The organism is Ferrimonas sp. SCSIO 43195, assembly GCF_023716685.1.
In the GTDB taxonomy this organism is placed as follows: domain Bacteria; phylum Pseudomonadota; class Gammaproteobacteria; order Enterobacterales; family Shewanellaceae; genus Ferrimonas; species Ferrimonas kyonanensis.
In genome coordinates this window covers 483,994-505,898 of record NZ_CP072679.1, presented here as the reverse complement: position 1 = coordinate 505,898, position 21,905 = coordinate 483,994, and the positions used below count along the sequence as shown (strand labels likewise).

Below are 21,905 nucleotides of genomic sequence, written 5' to 3'. Positions count from 1 at the left end.
CGTAAGTATTGGGGCTGTTGCCACTGAGCGCTTTATACTCCCATTTTTCCATTTGCACCATACCCCGCCCGGCAATTTTTCCGGCCCTCATCGAGCCCCATCGAACCGGGCCACAACCCCGGCCAATTCGGCACAACTGGCAAGTTAAACTGACAAGCCCACCAAGATTCGGCAAAAAATATGCTGTACTTCACTGGATTTTGAAATCCAAACACATAAAATAGCCGTCTAGATGTAGATGCGTCTAATGTTGCGAGCTTGAAACCAAGGCGTCGCAGCGTCACTTTCCAGCATCTGCCCCCTGTTTCTAATTTGAGAGTTGATTGCCATGGCACGTCACCTATTTACCTCAGAGTCTGTCTCTGAAGGCCATCCGGATAAAATCGCGGACCAGATCTCTGATGCCGTATTGGATGCCATCCTGGCTCAGGACGCCAAAGCGCGCGTCGCCTGCGAAACCTATGTTAAAACCGGCATGGTCATGGTGGGTGGCGAGATCACCACGTCTGCCTGGGTTGATATCGAAGAAGTGACCCGTCAGACCATCCGTGACATCGGCTACACCCACTCCGACATGGGTTTCGACGCCAACTCCTGTGCGGTGCTGTCTGCCATCGGTAAACAGTCGCCAGACATCAACCAAGGTGTTGATAAAGCTGACCCACGTGAGCAGGGTGCCGGTGACCAGGGCCTGATGTTCGGCTACGCCAGCAACGAAACTGACGTACTGATGCCAGCGCCTATCACCTACTCTCACCGTCTGGTGAAGCGCCAAGCCGAAGTTCGCAAGAACGGCACTCTGCCTTGGTTGCGTCCTGACGCCAAGTCTCAGGTGACCTTCGCCTACAACGCCGACGGTACCGTAGCTGGCATCGATGCCGTAGTACTGTCTACTCAGCACTGCGACAGCGTTTCCACTGCCGATCTGCGTGACGGAGTGATGGACACCATCATCAAGCCCGTTCTGCCTACCGAGTGGATCACCAAAGACACCAAGTTCCACATCAACCCAACCGGCCGTTTCGTTATCGGTGGTCCCATGGGTGACTGTGGCCTGACTGGCCGTAAGATCATCGTCGATACCTACGGCGGCATGGCGCGTCACGGTGGCGGTGCCTTCTCCGGTAAAGATCCATCCAAGGTAGACCGTAGCGCAGCCTACGCCACTCGCTATGTGGCCAAGAACATCGTTGCCGCTGGCCTGGCCGACCGCTGCGAAATTCAGGTGTCCTACGCCATCGGTGTGGCAGAGCCCACCTCCATCAGCATCGAAACCTTCGGCACTGGCAAGCTGCCAGAAGAGAAGCTGATCGAGCTGGTTCGTCGCCACTTCGACCTGCGCCCATACGGCCTGATCGAGATGCTGAAGCTGGAGCGTCCTATCTACGCGCCGACCGCAGCCTACGGTCACTTCGGCCGTGTCGAGTTCCCTTGGGAGCAAACCGACAAAGCGGAAGCCCTGCGCGCCGACGCCGGCCTGTAATCCGCCCCGACAAACAGCAAGCCCCGGCCACGGCCGGGGCTTTTTCGTTTTCAGGGCAAACTAGGATACCCTTACTGCTCAGTTCTCACCCCGACACGGAGTCCCCAATGCGCCTGCTCACCACCCTGCTGACCCTCTGCACCAGCCTGCCCTTGTCTGCCCTGCCCCTGGATGTAGAGGAGCAACGAGTGGCCGATGTGGCCCAACAGCTGCCGCAGCTATTAACGCCACTGGCGACCAGCTTGGATACCGGCGTGGTACAACACCGCAGCAGCCGCAACGAAGCCAGCCTGAGCCAGGCGGCAGCCGACTCCGGCCAGAGGTTATGGCGACAGGCGGTAACACTGGTGCAGTCCGGCCACATGGATGACCGGCCCCTGTACTGGAGCCGGTTGCAACTGCGCAGGGACCTCAAGCAGCAAGCGCCGGCCTTTCGCGCCAGCGACGCCCAAACGCAGGCGGCAATCGACGGCTTTGAGCGCAGCTCCCGAGGCTTCGGCGACATCCACTTCGACGACGACGCCGAGGTGAAAATCCTGGTGACCGGCTTCGATCCCTTTTTCCTCGACCGCCACCTGAATCAGTCCAACCCCTCCGGCCTGGCAGCGCTGGCGCTGGATGGCCGCACCCTGACGCTCAACGGCCGTAAGGCACAGATTCAGACGGCGATGATTCCGGTACGGTTCGAGGACTTCGACCAGGGCATGATCGAATCGCTGCTGACCCCCTATCTGCGCCACCCGCACGTCGACATGGTGGCCACAGTCTCCATGGGCCGGGACGATTTCGATCTTGAGCGCTTTCCCGGTCGCAACCGCAGTGCCGCCGCACCGGGCAACCGCAATGTGCTCACCGGCGCCACTAAAGAGGCACCGTTGCCGCCACGGCTGTTGGACCAGCCGCTGAACGGACCGGAATTTGTGGAGTTCTCCCTGCCGGTCAGCGCCATGCAAAAAGCCGACGGCCCCTGGGCCATCAACGACAATCGCCACATCGCCACCCTGGAGAAAGGCCAGTGGCAACCGGACTCCCTGGCGCAACTGGATGGCCAAACCTCAGTGTCCGGTTCCGGTGGCGGCTACCTGTCCAATGAGATCAGCTACCGCGCCGTGTTGCTAGCCAATCAACTGGGCAGCCCGACGCGCGTGGGCCACATCCACACCCCGCGCATCGCCCAGTACGACCGGGAAACCGAAACCGCCATCGTCCGCCAAATTGAGGCGATGCTAACCCAGGCCATTGCCGCCCTTTAACCTTGAGACCCCCTGTTCCATGCAATACAACAGCTTAAAAGAGCGAGTCTTCGACGTCATCTTCGGCACCGACACCCCGGCGGGCAAGCGCTTCGACATAGCGCTGCTGCTGACCATCGGCCTGAGCGTGGTGGTGGTGATGCTCGACTCCATCGATGCCCTCAAGGCCCAGTGGGGCCCCTGGTTCCGCTATGCCGAGTGGGGCTTCACCCTGCTGTTCTCCTTCGAGTACCTGCTGCGATTGTGGGCCTCGCCGAAACCCGGCCACTACGCCAAGAGCTTCTACGGCATCATCGATCTGCTGGCGATTCTGCCCAGCTACCTGCAACTGCTGCTGCCTGGCAGTCAGTACCTGCTGGTACTGAGGCTACTGCGGGTGATGCGGGTGTTTCGAATCATCAAGGCGATTCGCTATCTGGCGGAAGCCAACATGCTGTGGCGCTCCATCAAGGCCTCGCTGAGAAAGATCACCGTCTTTTTCACCTTCGTGCTGCTGTTGGCCTGCATCATGGGCTCGATCATGTACGCCCTCGAAGGCCCGGCCAGTGGCTTTACCAGCATCCCCAAAGGGGTGTACTGGGCCATCGTTACCATCACCACCGTCGGCTATGGCGACATCAGCCCGCAAACGCCCCTGGGTCAGTTCATCGCCTCGGTAACCATGATCATCGGTTACTCGGTGATCGCCGTCCCCACCGGCATCTTTACCGCCCAGATCAGCCAGGAGATGAACCTGCACCGGGATCTGCGCCGCTGTGAAAACTGCGACCGCAGCGGCCATGACAACGACGCCCTGTTCTGCAACCACTGCGGCACCCAACTGGAAGAGCAGGTCTGATGGAGGCACTGACCCAGGCAATCGACGCCAAGCTGCAGTGGTGCTATCGCCAGGCCGAAGCCCGCCTTGGCCGCCGCTTCCCCTACCCCGAGGTCGGCTTCACCCTGCGGGGGATGAGCGCCGGGGCCGCTCACCTGGCCGACAACCGGCTGCGCTTTAACCCGGTGCTGCTGCAGGAAAACCCCCAGGCCTTTGTCGACGAAGTGGTGCCCCACGAGGTGGCGCACCTGCTGGTGTGGCAACTGCATGGCCGGGTTCGCCCCCATGGCCCGCAGTGGCAACGGCTGATGGCCGAGGTGTTTGACTGCCCACCCCGAACCCGCCACAGCTTCGACGTCAGTTCGGTAAAGCCGGCCACCTTTGCCTACCGCTGTGGCTGCCAGAGCCACCCACTGACCCTGAGGCGCCACAACAAGGTGCAGCGGGGCCAGGCCAACTACCAGTGTCGCCGCTGCGGCCAGACGTTGACCCCGGCCTGATCGTTGCCCCGTCGTCACCAACGGATTACCATCGCTCACTCCCGCTCGTATAAGAAAAAAAGTAATGAAAAAACTGCTCCTGTTGCTGTTAATCAGCCACACTGCCCTGGCTGCCCCCAGCAGCTTTCGGGCCGCCAAAAAACAACTGGTTACCCTCTATGCCAACCTGCCGGCTCAGACCTTCTATTGCGGCTGCGACTATCAGCAGAACGGCAAGAAACTGATCCCCTCCCTGGCCAGTTGCGGCTATCAGGTGCGTAAACAGGCGCCCCGGGCCCAGCGAATCGAATGGGAGCACGTGATGCCCGCCTGGGCCTTTGGTCACCAGCTGCAGTGCTGGCAGCAAGGCGGCCGCAAACACTGCCGCAAAGATCCGACCTTTAAACAAATGGAAGCGGATCTGCACAACCTGGTGCCGGCCATCGGCGAGGTCAACGGGGACCGCTCCAACTACCGCTTCTCCGACATGGGCCAGACCCCCTATCAATATGGTCAATGCCAGATGGTGGTGGATTTCAAAGCCAAGCAGGTGCAGCCGCCCAATCGCGCCCGTGGTGCCATCGCCCGCACTTACCTCTATATGCAGCAGCAATATCAGGTTAAGCTATCCCGATCTCAGTTACAGTTAATGCAAAGCTGGAACCGCCTCTACCCGGTCACCGAACTGGAATGCCAGCGGCACCGGCAGGTGAGTCAGCTGCAAGGGTGGCCCAACCCCTACGTGGCCCAGCAATGTCAATAAACGGAGCCTCATGCGAGTCCCAAGAATTTATCAGCCCGGTCCTCTAGCGGCCGGCACCACCGTGGCGCTGGACGCCGACGGTGCCAATCACGTTGGCCGGGTGCTGCGAATGCAGGCCGGCCAGGCACTGGAGCTGTTCAACGGCGACGGCAGCCAATTCGACGCCATCATTCGTGACAGCGGCAAGAAACAGGTGCTGGTGGAGCTGCTGACCCAACAGCAGATCAACCGGGAATCGCCACTGAATCTGCACCTGGGACAGGTGATCTCCCGCGGCGACAAGATGGAGTTCACCATTCAGAAATCGGTGGAACTGGGCGTCAACACCATCACCCCGCTGTGGTCGGAGCGCTGCGGCGTCAAGCTGCAGGGGGATCGGCTGGATAAGAAGCTGGCTCAGTGGCAGAAGATTGCCATCAGTGCCTGCGAGCAGTGTGGCCGCAACCGCGTACCGCTGATTCGGCCGGTAATGAAACTGCAGCAATGGATGGGTGAAGCCACCGAGGCCACCAAGCTCAACCTGCACCCCAGGGCCGATTACAGCATTCAGACCCTGCCGCAGCCCATGACCCGAGCCCGACTGTTGATCGGTCCCGAAGGTGGCCTCAGCGGCGACGAGATTGCCGCCGCCCGCGAACACCATTTTGTCGACATACTGTTGGGGCCCAGGGTACTGCGTACCGAAACCGCTTCCCTGACCGCCATTACCGCCCTGCAAACCCGCTTCGGCGATCTGGGCTAAAAGGAGAAACCCGTGATCAAACTCGGCATCGTAATGGATCCCATCGAGTCCATTAACATAAAAAAAGACAGCAGCTTTGCCATGCTCATGGCCGCTCAGCAGCGCGGCTATGAGCTGCACTACATGGAGATGAGTGATCTCTATATGGAACAGGGCCAGGCCATGGCCCGCATGCAGCCTCTGACGGTGCGCAACGAGGCGGGCAATCACTTCACCCTGGCAGAGCCGCAGGAGCGGCCACTGGCGGATCTGGACGTGGTGCTGATGCGCAAAGACCCACCGTTTGACACCGAATACATCTACGCCACCTACATACTGGAGCGGGCCGAGGAACTCGGCACCCTGATCGTCAACAAGCCCCAGAGCCTGCGGGACTGCAACGAAAAGCTGTTCACCGCCTGGTTCAGCGACTACACCGCCAATACCCTGGTGACCCGTCGGGCCGACAAGATCCGCGAGTTCCACCGCCAGCACGGCGACATCATCATCAAGCCGCTGGACGGCATGGGCGGCGCTTCCATCTTTCGGGTCAAGGCCGATGGCGACAACCTGGGGGTGATCATCGAAACCCTCACCAACCTCGGCAACCAGTACACCATGGTTCAGGACTACCTGCCGGCGATCAAACAGGGTGACAAGCGCATCCTGATCATCGACGGCGAACCGGTGCCCTACTGCCTGGCCCGAATTCCCCAGGGAGGCGAGACCCGCGGCAACCTGGCCGCCGGCGGCCGTGGCGAAGCCCGGCCCCTGTCTGACAGCGATTGGGCCATCGCCCGGGCCATCGGTCCGGAGCTGAAACGCCGCGGCCTGATCTTCGTTGGCCTGGATGTCATCGGCGACAAGGTCACCGAGATCAACGTCACCAGCCCTACCTGCATTCGCGAAATCGAAGCCGAGTTCGAGGTGGACATCACCGCCATGCTGTACGACGCCATCGAGGCCCGCCTGGCCAGGGCGTAAACCGCCCATAACCACACAGGCCGCCCCAGGGCGGCCTGTGTGGTTTCGCAGTGGCAAACCTTAGCTGCGATTGCCACTTAAGGGGTGGAACACCGCCTGCAACGACTCGATGTTGGCCCACTCCAGCTGCGGCCCCATCTGCCGTATCAACTCCATCACCTGCTGCTCGTCCAGAGCCGGCGAAAACAGGTAGCCCTGGGCATGATCACAACCAGACTTGATCAGGTACTGCAGCTGGTCATGGCTCTCTACCCCTTCGGCGATCACCGTGCGACGCAGGTTGTGGGCCAGATCGATCACCGAACTGACGATGTTGCGGTCGACGTCGGAACTGTCCAGATCACGAACAAAACTGCGGTCGATCTTGAGGATGTCAAACGGCAACTGTTTCAGGTAGCTCAGCGATGAGTAGCCGGTACCGAAGTCATCGATGGCGATTTTCACCCCCATCCCCTTGAGGCGCTCCATGGTGCTGAGCGCCTGATCCAGGTTCTTAATCAGGCTCTCCTCGGTAAGCTCCAGCAACAATCGGTTCGGCGGCACCTGCAGCTCATTCAGCAACTGCTCAATGCGATGCCCCAGGCTGGCATGCAGGTACTGGTGCGGCGACAGGTTCACCGCGATGTAAAACTCCTGATTGCCCGCCAGCTTGCTCAGCTTCAGCATCAACTGCATGCTTTTCTGAATCACCCAGTCGCTGAGGGCCAGAATCTCGCTGCTGCCCTCCAGGTCATTAATAAACTCCGACGGCATCAACAAACCACGGCTGGGGTGGTACCAGCGCACCAGCGACTCAAACCCCACCACCCGCTGATCTTTAATGGACAGAATCGGCTGCAGGCTGATGGCGATCTGCCCCTCCTCCAGCGCCACCCGAAGATCCGCCTCCAGCATCAGCTTACGACTGGCCAGTTCCAGCATCTGCTCATCAAACACCCGGTAGTTGGAACGGCCCGCCTGTTTGGCCTGGTACATGGCCAGGTCCGCCCGCTTCAGCAACTCCTCCGGCCGCAGCATCGGGTTATCACAGAACACCACCCCGATGCTGGTGGTGACGATCAGGGTATGGCGCCCCAGCTGCACCGGCTGCTGCAGCGACACAAAGATCTGATGGATGATGCGGTGAATGTTGGTGCCTTCCCCCAGACCACGGATGATGATGGTGAACTCATCGCCGCCAAGGCGGCAAACGGTATCCATGGAGCGGACGCTCTTCTTCAAGCGGTTGGCGACGGTCTTGAGCAACTCGTCGCCGACATCGTGGCCCAGGGTGTCATTGATGCGCTTAAACTCATCCAGATCCAGGAACAGCAGGGCAATCTTGTCATCGGTGCGCCCCAGGCTGCTGAGAGACTTGCTCAGTTCATGGTGCATCATGGTGCGGTTGGGCAGACCGGTTAGGGTGTCCATCATCGCCAGCCGCTCCAGCTCATGGGTATAGCGATCCACCTCTTCGTGCAGCTGCTCCAGCTGATTGGCGGCATCCTCGGCCGCCTGTTCCAGTTGATCCACCTCATCGGGAAAACCGATATGCGGTCGTTTCAGTTGCGCTTTGAGCTGGGAAAACTCCCGGCTTGGCAACAGCGGCAGCAGTTTCTGCAGTTGCTGAATCCGCCCCAGAGGCCGCCAGAACAGCACCCCGCCCACCAGCCCAGCCACCACGATGCAGATAAACACCAGCCCGGCCAGATCCCTCAGGTAGGCCTGTTGGCCCTGCTCCAGCTCAGTGACATCGGAAAACAGCAGCAGGCTGTGAAACGGATCCACCGGCCACACCACAAAGCTCCAGTGGCGGTCGCCCAGAGCCACCGCCTGTGGCCCCTGCAGCATCTGCTCGAACTCCAGTTGCCCGGAGGCCGCCAGCAGCCTCGGGTAGTTGGCATCACGGTTGGTCAGGCTCAGGATCGAGCGTCCCCAGGGGTTGAGGTTACTGGTCTGGACCTGGCCGAGAATCGCCATCTCCGAATCATGGTGTTCATTGATGATGGTCAGCACCTCTTCCAGCGGCGTCACCAGCACCAGCAGGTGCAACTGGCCACCGAGCACCACAGGAAACGCCGCATCCAGCACGCAGCTCTGGCGGCAGCGTTGTCGACTCAGGCGCTGCTCCGGCGTTTCAATGGCCGCCAGCCAACCGTCGGCGGGCAGCGGGTGGCTGCCGACCCGGGCCACCGGATTCAGCTCCATGTCGTACAGCGACAGCCCGGCCAATCCCCACAGCGGTTTCAATTCCACCCACTGGGCCCGCAACGAGGACTCCAGCGGCTGTCCCGCAGACCCATTCAAGCTCTGGGCCAGCTCCTGAGCCACCACCCCCAGCCGCCGCTCGATGATGCTCAGGGTCTCCTCGTAATCCTGTTTTAAAAACTCCGCCCGCTGCACCAGCATGGCATCCATCTGACGATCGAAGCGCTGCAACGCCAGATGGCCGAGGAAGCCACTGAGCACCACCATCATCACCATCAAGGCTATGACAAACTTCCAGCGCAAGCTGACAAAAGGCAAAGGGAGTGACGCCATCACCGTCCCCCCGGAAAAAGTAGACCCATTCCCAGCCCAGCTCGCAGGCTTTTTCGCTGTTCCATAACTGTACCTGCAATTGAAAACGTCCAAGTCACTTCAAGTGTAGAACAGCTGAGACCCGACACCGGATCGATCGACGCGAATGGGAAAGTTGGTCAAGGGCTTGCCGGGATTGGTATACTGCCAGCATCGCTTTTTGGACCCCTGCCATGACTCTGACCAACCCCAGCCGCTTAATTCGTAAGTACGCCGACGACTTCGGCCACCGCCTGTTGATTGTAAACCCCATGGCCGACGGCCTGATCCCCGAGCTGAATCGAGACGGCATCGAGGTCATCGCCTGCAGTCACGACTACCTGGTGCAGCGCCACCTGCAACAGTTGCAGGTGTCACCGCTGCATTTTGGTTGCCAGCCTCAACTCGGCGACCTGAGTCGAATCGACGCCGCCATCCTGGTGCTGCCCCAGGCCAAGGCCCTGGCCGCTCACCTGATGCAATGGCTGGCCAGCGTGCTGCCCGCTCACACCCCCACCTACCTGGTGGGCGACAACAAGGGCGGCATCAAAAGCGCCACCAAGGCAATGGCGGTGCATTTCGATCAGGTGAGTAAATTTGCCAGTGGCGCCCATTGCCAGATGATCGCCGGCCTAAGCCAACCGTGCGAGGCACCGGCCCTGACCGCTGACCAGCCTCGGGTCATCGATACCCAGCTGGGCCAGTTGCCCCTGTGCGCCCTGCCGGGCGTCTTCAGCCAGGGCGAACTGGACGCCGGTACCGAACTGCTGCTTCAGCACCTGCCACCGCTAACCGGCCGAGTGCTGGACTTTGGTTGTGGCGCCGGCGTGATCGGCGCCCTGATTAAACAGCGTGCGCCACAGACAAAGGTGGAGATGGTGGACATCAACGCCTTTGCCCTGGTCTGCACCCAGGCCACTCTGGCCGCCAGCAACCTGGAAGCCAAGGTCTACCCGTCCGACGGTTTCAGCGACATCGATGGTGAATTCGACCTGATTGTGTCCAACCCGCCGTTCCACCACGCCGGCAAACAGACCTTCGCCACCGCCGAGCATTTCATTGCCCACGCCCGTCGCCACCTGAAGCCCGGCGGCCAACTGGTGTTTGTCGCCAATCATCATCTGCCCTATGGCGATGCGCTGCAGGCGGCCTTTGGCCGGGTCAACATCATTGCCCAGGACAAAAAGTTCAAAATCTACGCGGATCGCAGAGTTTAAGCTTAAATTTTGGCCGAACGGAAAATGATTTGAATATTGCTGTTGACGGCCAACGGAATCTCTCTATAATGCGCCCCCGTACCAATGAGTAAATGCAGAGCAGATGTGGCGGAATTGGTAGACGCGCTAGCTTCAGGTGCTAGTGTCCGCAAGGACGTGAGAGTTCAAGTCTCTCCATCTGCACCACTCATTGATGTCACGATGCAGAAGTGGCGGAATTGGTAGACGCGCTAGCTTCAGGTGCTAGTGTCCGCAAGGACGTGAGAGTTCAAGTCTCTCTTTCTGCACCACTCTTTTTTGAGTGGTTGATAGGCCCACCGAAGTCTTAATTCGGTATCGCAACCGGTGAGAGTTCAGCTATGATCTCTGACAGCGAGCAAAAAATGTAATACGCAGATGTGGCGGAATTGGTAGACGCGCTAGCTTCAGGTGCTAGTGTCCGCAAGGACGTGAGAGTTCAAGTCTCTCCATCTGCACCAAATTTCGAAGCCCTGACCTTTTGGTCGGGGCTTTTTGCTATTCCCGTTTTAATTCAATCCGGTATACTCCCTAGACTCGCCAAATAATCATAAGTACCGGCGCGATGATAGCAACCGATTTACTCTATTTTGATCATGAGCATCAACTGCTGTGCGTGGACTTGATTCCCGAACGTCACGCGCTGGTTGAATTGCATGAACTGCAGCAGCTGCACCTCTCATCCCAGTACCGCGAATTCGCGTTTCTGGATCACGACGTGCGCAAAGCCCTGCAGCTGCTCAAGCATCAGGCCAAAGGCGCCAACAAGGGCCAGTCGCAGCGAATCCCCATCGCCCAACAGATTGACGGCAGCTGTCAGCTGAGCCTGTCCACCGACAAGATGCAGGTCACCGCCACCCTCACCTGCCCTCAGGGCGGCAGCAAAATCGGCTTCGCCGAACTGGTACAGGAACTGCAGCGCCTGGCAATCAAAAACGGTCTTCTGAGCAACAACATCAATGCGCTGCTGGCCAAAGCCGAGCACGGCACCCCGGGCGAGAGCATCAGTGCCACCATTGCCAAGGGCAAACCGCCGGTTCACGGCAAAGACGCCAAACTGGAGCGGCTGGTCAAGCTGTCACGGGAACGGCTGCTCAAACCCAAAGTGCTCGACAACGGCAAGGTCAACATGCGCGATCTGGGCGAGATCATCACCGTCAGCAACGGCGATGAAGTGATGCGCAAACACGAACCCCGCCCGGGCATTGACGGCTACAACGTCATCGGCGAAGTACTCAAAGCCAAACCCGGCAAAGACCGTAAACTCAAAGCCGGCAAAGGCACCATCGCCGCCCAGCAGGATCACAACCTGCTGCTGGCCACCACCGACGGCCAGCCCAAAGAAACCAAAGACGGGTTGGAGATTGTCGAAGTACTGACCCTGAAAAACGTCGACGTCGGCACCGGCCATATCCAATACCATGGCGCCATCGTCATTCAGGGCAACATCGAAGAAGACATGGAAGTGACCGCCGGTGGCGACATTACCGTCAATGGCTTTGTCGACAACGCCACCCTCAAAGCCGGTGGCGACATCATCGTCGCCAAAGGGGTCATCGGCCGTCAGCGCCCGGATGAGTCCCTGACCACCACCCTGGAAGCCCAAGGGCAGATTCACGTCAGCTTCGCCCAGTACGCCACCCTGAAATCGGCCGGCGACATCCACGTCCAGACCCAGCTGATTCATTGCCACACCCACTGTGGTGACAACCTCACCGTCGGCGTGGCCAATGGCAAGAAAGGGGATCTGGTGGGCGGGCGCGCCGTGGTGATTCACTCCCTCAGTAGCATCAACCTCGGCTCCCGGGCCGCCACTCAGAGCAGCGTTCGCGCCGGTGCCGGCATCACCCGCCTGCGCCACGCCGCCAAAGAGTATCAGCAACGCGAACAGGCACTGCTGGCCCAGAGTTACAAGCTCAGGCAGGCGATCAACAAGGCCACCATGGCCAACGACAAGAGCGACGAAGAGCGCAAAAAACTGGTGGAGCAGTTTACCCTGGCCCAGCAGCAAAACAGCGCCAAACTCAGCGAAGCCCAACTGCTGCTGGCGGAAACCGAGGAGCGCATCGAGTCATTTTTCTCCCGGGTCAGCATCAGTGCCAGCCACAGCCTGTTCCCGCAAGTGGAGATGGAGATCGGCCTGCAGAGCCTGACCACCGATCGGGAGTACGGCCCCTCTAAGGTCAGCAACGATGGCAACCATCTGAAAATCGACGCCATTACCAGCTAGCCAAGAAGCTAGGCCTCAGTTCCGGTGTGACGGTTTTCAGCTGGCACCGGAATTGCTTTACACTGGTATCGATCCACTCCGCCAAAATTTCGACACAAGGACCCTGACATGGGAAGCCGCAACACCCTGCTTCACTCGCCAACCCGATTCGCCTCGAGCCACACCCTGGCCTTATGGCTGCTGATCACCAGTTGCGCCCTGTTGTGGTTACCCCTGAACCTGGCCCAGTCGCTGTTTCTGCAACAGTGGATAAGCAGCTACGCCTCCTGGATTGGCCTGACCGCCGTCGCCAGTGGTGCCTACCTGGCCACCCTGGGACTGCGACTGGTGTTCGGTCAGGTGCTCAACCAGCGCTATCAGGGACAGATTCGACAGAAAGTGGCGGAGAAGATCCTCACCCTGGACAACACCGAACGGGCCATCCTGCGTGAGTTCGTCCTGCAAGGAAAAGGCAGCATTGCCATGCCGCTGAACCATCACGGCGTCAACGAGTTGATCGAATCTGGCATTCTCACCCGGGCGGGTGCAGTAGAAGAGTACGCCATCGAAGGACCGGTGGCTCCGCTGAAGATCACCGCGGCGGCACGCACCAAGTTGACCCGCAAAGTACTGCGGCTACCGGAAGGGCAGTTGAGCGACCAGCAGCGGGAACGGCTGCTGGCCAGTCGACCGGAATTTGCGGCGAACCTCAATCGCAGTGGCCGCCACGCCGCTTAAAAGGCTGCGGCCAGTTCATGCTCCTGTTCCAGCGCCAATAGCTGCTCTTCCACCGCCTTGATGACCCGCTCTCGGGACTCGCTGGTCAAGCCGACCCGCCAGTTCAAGGTGTTGGTGATCAGAGCCAGACTCTGATACAGCTTCGCCATCTCATCAAAATTCAGATTCTTGGCGATCATTGGATTGTTGATCATGGTGGTCGCACCGCGCTGACAGGCCACCATGGTGGCATGGGCCACCTCGATTTCCGAATCGTCGGACACCAGTTGCCCTTCGATTCGCGCCGCTTCCACTACTCGTTTCGCCGTCGAGCACGCTTGCTCAACGAACATCTGCATCTCCTGCAGCCGATAGTCACTGACCTTATCGACAATGCCGTGCGCCCCAGCCAGCGCATTGAACCCCAGGGTCCAGCTGGTTTGTTTGACGGCCATGGCACCGTACAGGTGCATCGCCAGCCAACGCTCGGCATGGTTGAGGTCGGCACTCATCAGCTCGGGCTGACGCTCTGTTAACAACTCAACGTGCTTGGCGAAGATCGCCACCAGCAAATCTTCTTTGCAGTTGAAATGTTTGTACAGAGTGCCGGCACTGCATCCCGCGCGGGGTGCCAATTCGGAGAAACGAAATGAAACAATGCCCTGTTCTTTAACCAGGCTTTCTCCCAATCTCAGCAGTGCCTGGTCCCGTTGCCGGAAACGCGCATGCACAGGCGAAGCCCAATGGCTCGAGTTAAGCCCTGACTTGGCTTCCTGCTCCATATACTAGAACTCCTTAATTTTTGAATCTAAAGCAACTGTACGCCTCTAAACTGAAACCGAATGTTAGCTACACCACGTTTAATGAAAGCCAGTAACGAAAATTTTGAAGGCCCGCACATTCAATAACAACAATTCGCCCTCAACGACAAAATGAAACCGCCGAAGGGCAACCGACTCAGCCCCGCCATCCGCCGCCTGGCGCCGCTTTGCGGGCCCGAAACGGGGCCACGTCACATCGCACTCAGACACCGGCATGCGGTCGATCCCAGTCTGCGACCGCCGGCCAGGGGCCTGCCACTGCGGTGGCCGAGAGACGGTGAAAATAGGAAATAACCGCAGTCATTAACAATTTTTCCCGTTTCTTAACCAAGAGCAAAACTAATTATCTGCAATTATCAAATGACAACCAATTTGTTTTTTTCGGCCAGATTCAGGCGCTCGCTTTTATTCTCACAATGATTAATTACTGTATTACGAGGATAATTCGACAACTTGTCCAGTGTCGCTGGCAATAATATATCGGCGGCAGTGCCCGCTCCTCCGCCGCCCTCGCCCGCCCCGACAAATCGTGACCAAATTGTGATAAATCCGTGAAACCTTGTTGAGATCCCCCTCCTAGACTGGAGTGAACCTTAACCCAGGAGACGGAAAACCATGACCCTCAAACCCCTCGCATTGGCCGCCCTGCTGGCCGTACCGGCCGCCGGCGCCCAGACCGTCAACGTTGAAATCACCAACCTGACTCAGGGCATCTACTTTACCCCACTGCTCGTCAGTGCCCACGACGCCCAATACCACCTGTTTCAATCCGGTACCGACGCCTCTGCCGAGTTGACTGCCATGGCCGAGGGCGGGGACATTGCCGGACTGGTGACCCTGGCCGACAGCATCGGCGCCGTTTCCGCCGCCAACCCGGCTCAGGGCCTGCTGGCGCCGGCGGCCAGCACCAATGCCAGCCTGGAGGTGGACAGCGGCATGGTGCTGTCGGTCACCGCCATGATCCTGCCCAGCAACGACGGCTTTGTCGGCCTGGACAGCTGGCCGATTCCCTCCGAGCCCGGCACCTACACCATCAACCTCAACGCCTACGATGCCGGTACCGAAGCCAATGACGAGGTGCTGGTCGCCGGCGCCGGTGGCGCACCCGGCACACCAGGAATGCCCGCCATTCCCGGCACCAATGGCGGCAGCGGCGCCAGCGGCGTCACCACCGAAGAACCCAACACCAAGGTGCACATTCACCGCGGCAACCTCGGTGACAGCAATGCCAGTGGTGGCATCAGTGACGTCGACAGCCGCATTCATCGCTGGCTGAACCCCGTCGCCCGCATCACTGTCACCGTACAGTAAGGAGGTCGGCATGAATCGCACGCTCCCCATCCTCACCCTGACCGCCGCCAGCCTGCTGGCCGGTTGCAGCGACAATGACAGCAACGCCATCATTCCCGCGCCGCAGGAGCCCGAGATGGCCACCTTCGAGGTCACGGTGATCAACCTGACCGCGGCTCAACCGATGTCGCCGGTGGCCGCCTACCTGCACAACGGCACCGCCAGTGGCTGGCGCTTCGGTCAAGCCGCCAGCGTCGAACTGGAGCAACTGGCGGAAGCCGGTGACGGCAGTGGCTGGCTCAGCCGTGCCACTGACAACGGCGCCTTCGCCACGGCCAGCGGTGACGGCATCCTGATGCCCGGGGCCAGCCAGACCCTGAGCCTGACCCTGGAGACCGGCAACACCCTGATGCTGACCGGCGCCACCATGCTGGTTAATACCAATGATGCCTTTGCCGGCATCAACGGCTGGAACCTCACCGATCTGGCGGTGGGTGACAGCATGACCGTCACCCTGCAGGTGTACGACGCCGGCACCGAAGCCAACTCGGAATTGGCGGCCACCATTCCCGGTCCGGCAGGCGGTGGCGCCGGGTTCGACAGCAGTCGCGATGACGTCGACTTCGTCGCCCGTCACCCCGGCGTGGTCGGCAATCAGGACGGCGCCGCCGACTCGGCTCTGGACGGCCGCCATAGCTTCGACGCCCCGGTAGCAAGATTGACTGTAATGCGAAGCCAGTAACCCCGGTCTACTCTGCTGTTGCCCCGGCGCCGCGCCCGAGGCAACGGCAACCGACTGGCAAGGGAGGCCGTATGGCACGATTACTGGTGATTGAAGACGATGCCGACATCAACGCATTGGTGTCCCTGCATCTGCAAGCGCTGAATCACGATATCCACCGCTGTCACGATGGCCACGACGGCTATCAGCAAGCCCGCCGTGGCGATTTCGACCTGATTGTTCTGGACCTGATGTTACCGGGGATGGACGGTCTGACCCTGTGTCAAACCCTGCGCCGGGAAGGCTGCAACACCCCGATCCTGATGCTGACCGCCCGCAACAGCGAGACCGACCGGGTGGTGGGGCTGGAGAGCGGCGCCGACGACTACCTCAGCAAGCCCTTCAGCGTTCGCGAGCTGCAGGCCCGGGTCAAATCCCACCTGAGGCGGGCCCAACTGACCCAGGCGCCCCCCAGCACCAGCCTGGTCAACCACGGCGATCTGCAGCTGGATCCGGAGCGGCGCGAACTGCAGTTGCAGGGCAAGCCGGTGGATCTCACCAGCACCGAATTTGACCTGCTGTGGTACCTGGCGCAACACCCGGGCCGGGTATACCGACGGGATCAGTTGCTGGAAGCGGTCTGGGGCTATCAGCACAACGGCTATCAGCACACCGTCAACTCCCACATCAACCGACTCAGGGCCAAGCTGGAGCACGATCCCGGCAACCCCAGGTACGTCCTCACCGTGTGGGGCATAGGGTACAAATTCAATGACAGGCTTTCGATTTAACTCGCTGTTTTCCCGGCTGGCACTGGTACTGCTGAGCAGTTTCCTGCTGCTGGCGCTGATGCTGGTATGGTTCAGCCGCCAGTTGGACAACAACTTTCAGGATGAGGTTACCCAAAGGCTGCACTTCTCCCTGTCCGAACACATTGTCCACGAAGGGCCGCTGTTTAAAGGCGATGAGCCGGACCCGGTGGCGGTGGAAAAGGCGTTCCACAACATGATGATCCTCGGCAAGGGGTTTGAGTTCTACCTGCTCTCCCCTACCGGAAAGGTGCTGAACTACTCGGCCCCCAAGGAGAAGATTCAACGCTTTACCCTACCGATGACCGCCATTCATGAGGCGCTGTCCGGCCAGGCCAGGTTGCCGCTGCGGGGACCGGATCCCCGCTCTGGCGATCGCAACAAGATCTTTTCGGTGGCGCCGGTGGTGATGGACGAGCGCCTGCAGGGCTACCTGTACATCATCATCAACGGCGAGATCTACGATTCGCTGGCCTCAGAGGTGGAAGCCAGTGGCTGGCTGCCACTGGCAATGCTGATGCTGATCAGCGGTGCCCTGTTTCTGCTGCTGACCACCCTGGGGCTGTTTGCCTGGCTGACCCGGCCCCTGAGTCGGCTCAGTGGCGCCATCAGCCAGCTGCAGCGCCAGGGCTTCCACGCCCCGGCGCTGCAGCTGGACAGCCGCGCCCCGGCGCGGGAGATTCAGCAACTGGAACAGGCGTTCAATACCCTGTCGCAGCGACTGCAGAAACAATATAAGAAGGTCAAAAGCGTCGATGAGATGCGGCGGGAATTGCTGGCCCACGTCAGCCACGATCTGCGCACGCCGCTGGCATCGCTGCAGGGCTATCTGGAAACCTGGATGATGCAGCACCGACAGGGCCAACAGCCCGATCCCACCTACATCGACATCGCCCACCAGAATGCCGGTAAGATCCATAAGATGGTGGACCAACTGATGGAGCTGGCGCGACTGGAAAGCGACCAGGTACCGATGCAGATGGAGTCCGTCGGCATCGCCGAGCTGGTTCAGGATGTGCTGCAGAAATACCGCCCCGCCGCCGAGGCCAAACAGGTGCTGCTGGATCTGCACCCCAAGGATCCCGGCCTGCAGGTGGTGGCCGACATCGAAAAGCTGGAGCGAGTATTCACCAATCTGGTGGATAACGCCTTGCGCCACTGCCAGGCCGGCGACACCATCACCGTCCGCTTTGTGGCCGCCAGCGACGCCCTGGAGGTGTCGGTCAGCGACAGCGGCATCGGCATCCCCGCCTCAGACCTGCCCCACATCTTCGATGCCCACTACAAAGCCGCCAACAGCATTCGCGGCGACAGCGCCCACAGTGGCCTGGGACTGGCCATTACCAAGCGACTGCTGGCCCTGCACCGCAGCCAGATTGAGGTTTCCAGTCAGGTACAGCAGGGCACCGAATTTCGCTTCCAGCTGCAATGGGCCTAGGGCGCTGACTCTGGGCACCAGCGGCCGCTGCCGAACGGCTGCGCCAGCCCTTCGGCCAGCAACAGCGGCCCAAGCGGGTGGCCATCGAGGTGGGCCTGAGCCAGCACGCTGCGATCGCCACTGCGGCGCTGCTGGCTCAGCACCAGCCGAGCGCCCTGGTCCAACTGCTGCTGCAGCCAGTAGCTCAGTCCCCGGGCCAGATTCCTCTCCAGCGGACAGCGGTCACTGAGCCCGGGCAAGTCCACATCCGTCAGAGTCACCCACTGCTCCGTCGCCGATGACGCCAGCTGCAACCGCATCTGCCGCTGCGGTGTCATCCCCAACACGGCCACCACCTGCACCTCTCCGGCCTCGGCACGAGTCTGCGACAACGGCTCGGGCGGCGGTTCCGCGGCCGAAACCGCAACCGACTCCGGCTGCGCATAGGGGCGATTAAAGGTGGTATTGAGGTTGCTGCATCCCGCCAACAGCAATGCCCCCCAGATAAGGGCTGTCTTCATGTCGCGATTCCCTGCTGGTGAAAACTTCACCATAGCCGAATCCCGGGCTGACGTCCTGCTCAATTCAATTTTTGTTGCCAATGAAACAAAACCTGCTATCCTTATTGCCAATATTGTTGCAGGTGAAACATAATGAGCAAATACATCTACCAATGGGGCCTGTACCTGGTGCTGGGGAGCGCCCTGACTTTTTCGCTGTTTCTGATCAGCTCCGATAACCAGGCTCCCTTTACCACACAGGCAGAAGTCCGAAAATCCATCGCCGAAATCGCCCCGGAAGTGTCGGCGGAGATCACCGCCATCGCGGTCAACAACGGTGACCATGTCCGCCAGGGCCAGTTGCTGATGCAACTCGATGACAGCCGCTATCAACTGGCCTTCAAGCAAGCCCAGGCCCAGCTGAAACAGGCTCGCCAGGATCATCAGGCCAAATTTGAAGAACTGCACGTCGCCGAAGCCACCCTGGTGCAGAAGCAGCAACAGGCCAGTAATGCCCACCTGAAACTGGATCGTCACCAGACTCTGGTCACCCAGGGCCTGGTCACTCAAGAAAGTGTCGACGACAGCCTCAACGCGGCCGCGGTGGCCGACTCGGCCGTAGTCGCCGCACAGGCTGACATTCAGCGGCTGCGGGTACAGCTGGCCGAACACGACGGCAACGCCGCCGTTGCCCTGGCCGAAGCCAAACTTGAAACTGCCCGGCTGGACCTGACCCGCACCCGCATCACCGCCCCCACCGATGGCACCATCACCAACCTGCAGTTGCGCCCGGGTACCTACGTCGGCAGCGGCACCGCAGTGCTGTTTCTGGTTAACGATAACGACAGCTGGATCAACGCCGACTTCAACGAGAAAGGCCTGGCGTTGCTGCAACCGGGGGCCAAAGTGCTGGTGGCCTTCGATGCCATTCCCGGGAAACTGTTTGAAGGGGCCATCACCAGCCGCGAACAGGCCATCTACGACGCCTCTTCCGAGACCAGTGGCCTGGCAAACATCACCAACGACAGCCGCTGGATCCGCGAACAGCAGAAGGTGCGCACCCGCATTCAGGTATCACAGCTGGATCCGCGCCTGTTCTCCGGCTCCCGAGCCAGCATTATGATTGATCGCTCCGACAGCCTGTGGGGAAGCGGCGCCCGGCTGTGGATGCAGGTAGTCAGTAATTTGCGCTATCTGTACTAAGGGGAGCCCCGAATGAAACGCACTACCGACTGGAACGAAGTGGGCCGCATTGCCGGTACGGTCACCCTGTGTATGCTGGCCGGCCGCTACCTGCACCTGAGCTCTCCGGTGTACCTGGCCCTGTTTCCGATTCTGTCGGTGACCAAGGCCCGCGATTACCGTTGGTCCGGTTTGATCAAGATGTTTCTGCCGGTGGTGGTTGCTGCGACCCTGGCCCTGTTGACCGTAGAGCTGTTCAGCGATCACCCCTTCATCGTCTGGAGCCTGAGCCTGGTGGGGTTCGATCAGCTTCGGCGCCGGGCCACCACCCCGGCCAAGCTCGGCGGCCTGATTCTGCCGACCTTTAACTGGATGATGATCGTGGTCTTTGCTCAGCAGCCCAGCTTCGTCATGGCGGATCGGATTCGAGAGATCGCCCTGAGCCTGGTGATCACCATAGTGGTGATGAAAGCGATGAACGGCCTGTTTCCCCGCACCAGCCAAGCGGCCGCTTGTGCACCGCCGCCGCAGCCGGTCAGCTATCGAGACCGACTCTGGTACCTGCTGTTACTGGGAGCCGGGCTGGCGTTTCTGATGATTGTCGATCTGATCTCGGCCACCTTCTGCATGGTGCCGGTGATCATCGCCGCCGCCCAGACCCGCAAGCCTGGCTACCTGGCGGTGATTCGGGCCCGCTTCACCGCCCAGGTTGGAGGCTGCGCCCTGGCCATGCTGTTTCAGCTGCTGCTGTTGTGGCACCAACAACTGGTGCTGTTTTACAGCCTGAGCGTTTTTCTGCTGGTGTTGGCCCTGGCCTGGCTCATCGGCCGCAGCCAGGGCGCAGAAAAAGATCTTCACGGCGACGCCCTGCTTGGGATAGCCTTACCCATTCAGCTGTACATGGGCACCACCGACATCGGCCTGCAGGACACCTTCCTGCGCGGCTGGCAATTGTCAGTGACCCTGTTTTTGCTACTGGCCCTCAGCGGGCTGATTTACGGACGCACACACCATGACACAGAGCATCACCTCAATCACCGCGCTGGATAACAGCATGACCTTTCTGATGAGCCTGGCCCAGAAGCAATACCGGGCCCTGTGCACTCAGCGACTGATGGCGGAATTCGATATTAGCCTGGAGATGGTAGGGGCAATGCGGGCGCTGCAACAGCTGGGCTGCATTCCTCAGCAACAGTTGGCAGACGTACTGAAGCGCAACCGCTCGGTGGCCAAACGGCTGGTGGACAATGGCATTAAACGAGGGTTGATTGAAGCCAGTAAGAGCGACACCAACAAGAAGGCGCGCATGCTGTCGCTGACCGCCGAGGGTCATCGTGTCAATGAGGCTTGTACCCCGGTGATTCAGGCGATATCAGAGGAGTTCTTTGCCGGCGTCACTCTGCAGGAACAGCAACAATTAATGGGGATACTGAAAAAGCTGGTGCGTGACGACGTCAGGGTGGATTGATCGGCCGGCACCGTCCTGGTGCCAACCGATCGGGGAGAGTTAGAAGCTCAGGCTAACCCGCTTCAATTTGGCGTCACCCTTGGCCAAACCACCGCTGATGATCTTATTGTCGTGACTGTGGCTGCCACAGCACTTGTGCGACGACGACTTGGGTTTGCAGGGGCGGCCCTGAGACGCCTCGGTCAGGGTCGAGACCGACACCGCTCCGGCCAGTACGTCAGACACCGTCGCCCGGCCGCGGACACTGTCCACCTGAATGCCGGCGCCCAGCAGTCGGGCCAGGGAACGTTCACCGATGTTCTTCAGTACCACCCGGGATACCCCCAGGTGACGAAACTGCGCCATCATCTTTTTCTTCTGCTGACAGCCGCTGGCATTGGCGTCGTTATCCAGAGTGTCCACCAGGGCGCCGCTGGCGTCGTAAATGGCGAATCCGGGGGCCTTGGCAAAGTGGCCGGCAACCCGGAAATCCGGGGTTACAGCAATCGCTAGAGTCAT

The 21,905-nt window shown here is 60.2% G+C and carries 22 protein-coding genes and 3 tRNA genes; 21 read left to right on the top strand and 4 right to left on the bottom strand.

The window, feature by feature from the left end; all coding sequences use genetic code 11:
• Positions 1-328 precede the first annotated feature (328 nt).
• The 7 genes from metK (at position 329) to gshB (ending at position 6,500) form a co-directional block, all read left to right on the top strand.
• On the top strand, positions 329-1,483 hold the full coding sequence (metK, locus tag J8Z22_RS02470; RefSeq protein ID WP_028114310.1) for a methionine adenosyltransferase: 1,155 nt from the start codon (positions 329-331) through the stop codon (positions 1,481-1,483).
• Between the two features lie 107 nt (positions 1,484-1,590).
• Complete coding sequence (locus J8Z22_RS02465) at positions 1,591-2,736, top strand: hypothetical protein (protein ID WP_252008593.1); 1,146 nt, start codon at positions 1,591-1,593, stop codon at positions 2,734-2,736.
• 19 nt (positions 2,737-2,755) lie between these two features.
• Positions 2,756-3,574 carry an ion transporter gene (locus J8Z22_RS02460; RefSeq protein WP_028114312.1) on the top strand — a complete coding sequence of 273 codons (819 nt, stop codon included), beginning with the start codon at positions 2,756-2,758 and terminating at the stop codon, positions 3,572-3,574.
• Positions 3,574-4,053, top strand: a complete 480-nt coding sequence (locus tag J8Z22_RS02455; RefSeq protein ID WP_028114313.1) for a SprT family zinc-dependent metalloprotease — start codon at positions 3,574-3,576, stop codon at positions 4,051-4,053. Before J8Z22_RS02460 ends, J8Z22_RS02455 begins: the two co-directional genes overlap by 1 nt.
• A 64-nt stretch (positions 4,054-4,117) precedes the next feature.
• Positions 4,118-4,795, top strand: coding sequence for an endonuclease (locus J8Z22_RS02450; RefSeq protein ID WP_252008591.1), 678 nt, complete (start codon positions 4,118-4,120; stop codon positions 4,793-4,795).
• Between the two features lie 10 nt (positions 4,796-4,805).
• On the top strand, positions 4,806-5,537 hold the full coding sequence (gene rsmE / locus J8Z22_RS02445) for a 16S rRNA (uracil(1498)-N(3))-methyltransferase (RefSeq protein WP_252008589.1): 732 nt from the start codon (positions 4,806-4,808) through the stop codon (positions 5,535-5,537).
• Positions 5,538-5,549: 12 nt separating this feature from the next.
• Positions 5,550-6,500, top strand: coding sequence for a glutathione synthase (gene gshB / locus J8Z22_RS02440; RefSeq protein ID WP_252008587.1), 951 nt, complete (start codon positions 5,550-5,552; stop codon positions 6,498-6,500).
• A gap of 60 nt (positions 6,501-6,560) precedes the next feature.
• Here gshB and J8Z22_RS02435 read toward each other — a convergent pair whose 3' ends face one another.
• Positions 6,561-9,020, bottom strand: a complete 2,460-nt coding sequence (locus J8Z22_RS02435; protein WP_252008585.1) for a bifunctional diguanylate cyclase/phosphodiesterase — start codon at positions 9,018-9,020, stop codon at positions 6,561-6,563.
• Positions 9,021-9,232: 212 nt separating this feature from the next.
• Between J8Z22_RS02435 and J8Z22_RS02430 the strand changes: the two genes are divergently transcribed.
• The 6 genes from J8Z22_RS02430 (at position 9,233) to J8Z22_RS02405 (ending at position 13,220) form a co-directional block, all read left to right on the top strand.
• The gene (locus J8Z22_RS02430; protein WP_252008583.1) at positions 9,233-10,255 is read left to right on the top strand and encodes a methyltransferase; all 1,023 of its coding nucleotides are present in this window, start codon (positions 9,233-9,235) and stop codon (positions 10,253-10,255) included.
• A 99-nt stretch (positions 10,256-10,354) separates the two neighbouring features.
• Positions 10,355-10,441 (top strand) — tRNA-Leu (locus tag J8Z22_RS02425).
• A gap of 17 nt (positions 10,442-10,458) precedes the next feature.
• A tRNA-Leu gene (locus J8Z22_RS02420) sits at positions 10,459-10,545 on the top strand.
• A 102-nt stretch (positions 10,546-10,647) separates the two neighbouring features.
• Positions 10,648-10,734 (top strand) — tRNA-Leu (locus tag J8Z22_RS02415).
• Positions 10,735-10,838: 104 nt separating this feature from the next.
• Complete coding sequence (locus J8Z22_RS02410; RefSeq protein ID WP_252008581.1) at positions 10,839-12,503, top strand: DUF342 domain-containing protein; 1,665 nt, start codon at positions 10,839-10,841, stop codon at positions 12,501-12,503.
• A gap of 108 nt (positions 12,504-12,611) precedes the next feature.
• Positions 12,612-13,220 (top strand): superinfection exclusion B family protein, encoded by a 609-nt coding sequence (locus tag J8Z22_RS02405; RefSeq protein WP_028114319.1) that lies wholly within the window; start codon positions 12,612-12,614, stop codon positions 13,218-13,220.
• On the opposite strand, the gene J8Z22_RS02400 is transcribed toward J8Z22_RS02405, so the two are convergent.
• Positions 13,217-13,981: a TetR/AcrR family transcriptional regulator gene (locus J8Z22_RS02400; protein WP_028114320.1), complete on the bottom strand. Its 765-nt coding sequence runs from the start codon at positions 13,979-13,981 to the stop codon at positions 13,217-13,219. The two genes, J8Z22_RS02405 and J8Z22_RS02400, sit on opposite strands and share 4 nt — an antisense overlap.
• A gap of 654 nt (positions 13,982-14,635) precedes the next feature.
• Between J8Z22_RS02400 and J8Z22_RS02395 the strand changes: the two genes are divergently transcribed.
• The 4 genes from J8Z22_RS02395 to J8Z22_RS02380 all read left to right on the top strand — a co-directional run bounded on the left by J8Z22_RS02395 (position 14,636) and on the right by J8Z22_RS02380 (position 18,278).
• The gene (locus J8Z22_RS02395; RefSeq protein ID WP_252008579.1) at positions 14,636-15,331 is read left to right on the top strand and encodes a spondin domain-containing protein; all 696 of its coding nucleotides are present in this window, start codon (positions 14,636-14,638) and stop codon (positions 15,329-15,331) included.
• A gap of 10 nt (positions 15,332-15,341) precedes the next feature.
• Positions 15,342-16,052 (top strand): spondin domain-containing protein, encoded by a 711-nt coding sequence (locus J8Z22_RS02390; protein WP_252008577.1) that lies wholly within the window; start codon positions 15,342-15,344, stop codon positions 16,050-16,052.
• Between the two features lie 71 nt (positions 16,053-16,123).
• On the top strand, positions 16,124-16,822 hold the full coding sequence (locus J8Z22_RS02385; protein ID WP_028114323.1) for a response regulator transcription factor: 699 nt from the start codon (positions 16,124-16,126) through the stop codon (positions 16,820-16,822).
• Positions 16,803-18,278 carry a cell wall metabolism sensor histidine kinase WalK gene (locus J8Z22_RS02380; protein ID WP_252008575.1) on the top strand — a complete coding sequence of 492 codons (1,476 nt, stop codon included), beginning with the start codon at positions 16,803-16,805 and terminating at the stop codon, positions 18,276-18,278. The genes J8Z22_RS02385 and J8Z22_RS02380 overlap by 20 nt, the downstream gene beginning before the upstream one ends.
• Here J8Z22_RS02380 and J8Z22_RS02375 read toward each other — a convergent pair.
• Positions 18,275-18,778, bottom strand: coding sequence for a hypothetical protein (locus tag J8Z22_RS02375; protein ID WP_252008573.1), 504 nt, complete (start codon positions 18,776-18,778; stop codon positions 18,275-18,277). The two genes, J8Z22_RS02380 and J8Z22_RS02375, sit on opposite strands and share 4 nt — an antisense overlap.
• On the opposite strand from J8Z22_RS02375, the gene J8Z22_RS22125 reads away from it, so the two are divergent.
• The 4 genes from J8Z22_RS22125 to J8Z22_RS02360 are packed head-to-tail and all read left to right on the top strand — an operon-like array spanning position 18,777 to position 21,407.
• Positions 18,777-18,911, top strand: coding sequence for a hypothetical protein (locus tag J8Z22_RS22125; protein ID WP_256471618.1), 135 nt, complete (start codon positions 18,777-18,779; stop codon positions 18,909-18,911). The genes J8Z22_RS02375 and J8Z22_RS22125 overlap by 2 nt on opposite strands.
• Positions 18,911-19,960: an HlyD family secretion protein gene (locus J8Z22_RS02370; RefSeq protein WP_252008571.1), complete on the top strand. Its 1,050-nt coding sequence runs from the start codon at positions 18,911-18,913 to the stop codon at positions 19,958-19,960. The genes J8Z22_RS22125 and J8Z22_RS02370 overlap by 1 nt, the downstream gene beginning before the upstream one ends.
• Positions 19,961-19,972: 12 nt before the next feature.
• Positions 19,973-20,989: a DUF2955 domain-containing protein gene (locus J8Z22_RS02365; RefSeq protein WP_252008570.1), complete on the top strand. Its 1,017-nt coding sequence runs from the start codon at positions 19,973-19,975 to the stop codon at positions 20,987-20,989.
• On the top strand, positions 20,952-21,407 hold the full coding sequence (locus tag J8Z22_RS02360) for a MarR family winged helix-turn-helix transcriptional regulator (RefSeq protein ID WP_252008569.1): 456 nt from the start codon (positions 20,952-20,954) through the stop codon (positions 21,405-21,407). The genes J8Z22_RS02365 and J8Z22_RS02360 overlap by 38 nt, the downstream gene beginning before the upstream one ends.
• Positions 21,408-21,446: 39 nt before the next feature.
• On the opposite strand, the gene J8Z22_RS02355 is transcribed toward J8Z22_RS02360, so the two are convergent.
• Positions 21,447-21,905: a NifB/NifX family molybdenum-iron cluster-binding protein gene (locus tag J8Z22_RS02355; protein ID WP_051252859.1), complete on the bottom strand. Its 459-nt coding sequence runs from the start codon at positions 21,903-21,905 to the stop codon at positions 21,447-21,449.